Annotated in this window: 2 protein-coding genes; one reads left to right on the top strand and one right to left on the bottom strand. The window is 71.2% G+C overall.

Annotation, left to right across the window (positions count from 1 at the left end):
• On the top strand, positions 1-1,309 hold a 1,309-nt coding region (locus ACEN88_RS31130), incomplete at its 5' end, for a S8 family serine peptidase (RefSeq protein ID WP_413345955.1).
• Position 1,310: 1 nt separating this feature from the next.
• On the opposite strand, the gene ACEN88_RS31125 is transcribed toward ACEN88_RS31130, so the two are convergent.
• On the bottom strand, positions 1,311-1,652 hold a 342-nt coding region (locus ACEN88_RS31125; RefSeq protein ID WP_413345954.1), incomplete at its 5' end, for a LytTR family DNA-binding domain-containing protein.

Below are 1,652 nucleotides of genomic sequence, written 5' to 3'. Positions count from 1 at the left end.
GGGCCAGGTGACCGCCGCGTTCGGCACGGCAATCGAGCGGGTCGAGCACGCGGCCGGGATCTCGCGCCGCCGCACCGCGCCCGTGCACGTGCCGCCCGAGCTGGACGGCATCGTCGAAGGCGTGTTCGGCATCGACGACGTCCCCATCGCACGGCCCCATTTCAAGTTCTCCAAAGAATCCGAGCAGGCCGCGATGCTGGCCTCGATGTCACCGGGCGCCGCGCCGTCCGACGCGCAGGCTGCATCCGGCTTCACGGGCATCGACATGGCGAAGGTGTACGACTTTCCGACCGGCCTGGACGGCAGCGGCCAGTGCATCGCCATCATCGAACTGGGCGGCGGCTACCGCAGCGCCGACCTGAAAGCCTATTTCAAGAGCCTCGGCCTGGCGGCACCGCATGTGACGGCCGTGTCCGTCGACGGCGGCAAGAACAGCCCGTCGCTGCCGTGGAGCGCCGATGCCGAGGTCATGCTGGACATCGAGGTCGCGGGCGCCGTCGCGCCGAAGGCCAACATCGCCGTGTATTTCGCGCCGAACAGCGAGCAGGGCTTCGTCGATGCGATCGCGGCCGCCGTCCACGACGACGTGCGCAAGCCGTCCGTGATCTCGATCAGCTGGGGCGCGCCGGAATCGGAATGGACGGACCAGGGCCTGGCCGCGATGGACCAGGCGTTCGAGGCCGCGGCCGCGCTGGGCGTGACGGTGTGCTGCGCGGCGGGCGACGCCGGCGCGCACGACCAGAACCCGCAGAACGGCACGCCGGACGGCCTCGCGCATGCGGACTTCCCCGCGTCGAGCCCGTACGTGCTGGGCTGCGGCGGCACGCGCCTGACGGTCAGCGGCCACACCATCACCAGCGAGACCGTGTGGAATGACGACCCTTCCACCAGCGCGACAGGCGGCGGCGTCAGCGACAAGTTCGCGCTGCCGTCCTGGCAGGCGGATGCGCGCGTGCCGGCGTCGATCAACCCGGGCGGACGCGTCGGACGCGGCGTGCCGGACGTGGCCGGCAATGCGTCCCCGGCGACGGGCTACCGGGTGCGGGTCGACTTCCTGACGACCACGATCGGCGGCACGAGCGCCGTGTCGCCGCTGTATGCGGGGCTCGTCGCGCTGCTGAACCAGAAGCTGCCGCAGCACGTGGGATGGCTCAATCCGCTGCTGTACGGCCCGCTGGCGGGCAGCGGCGCGCTGCGCGACATCACGAGCGGCGACAACGGCGGTTATGCGGCCGGGGCGGGCTGGGATGCGTGCACGGGCTGGGGCGTGCCCGTCGGTTCGACACTGCTGGCCGCGCTGGAGGCCTGATTCAAGCCGGATTCAACCGCGCCATCACGTCGGCGCGGTACTGGCGGCTGCACGGCACCCGCGCGCCGCCGCGCAGCAGCAATTCGCCGTCGCCCTTGTCCAGGGTGACCACCTGTTCGATCCAGCCCACTTGCACGGCGGCGCGCCGGTGACAGCGAATAAAGCCGGCACCGAGCCGGTCGACGAGGCCGGCCAGCGTCTGGCGCAACAGCGGGCTGCCCACGGCCGTGTGCAGCACGACGTAGTTGTCGGCCGTCTCGATCCACTGGATGTCCGCGACGCGCACGACACGCGTGACGCCGCGTTCACTCACAAGCAATTGCTCCAGCGGCGCGGGCGGCAG

It is taken from the genome of Massilia sp. CT11-108 (genome assembly GCF_047302915.1).
GTDB classification, from domain to species: Bacteria; Pseudomonadota; Gammaproteobacteria; order Burkholderiales; family Burkholderiaceae_D; genus Telluria; species Telluria orientalis.
This window is presented reverse-complemented; position numbering and strand designations above follow the sequence as displayed.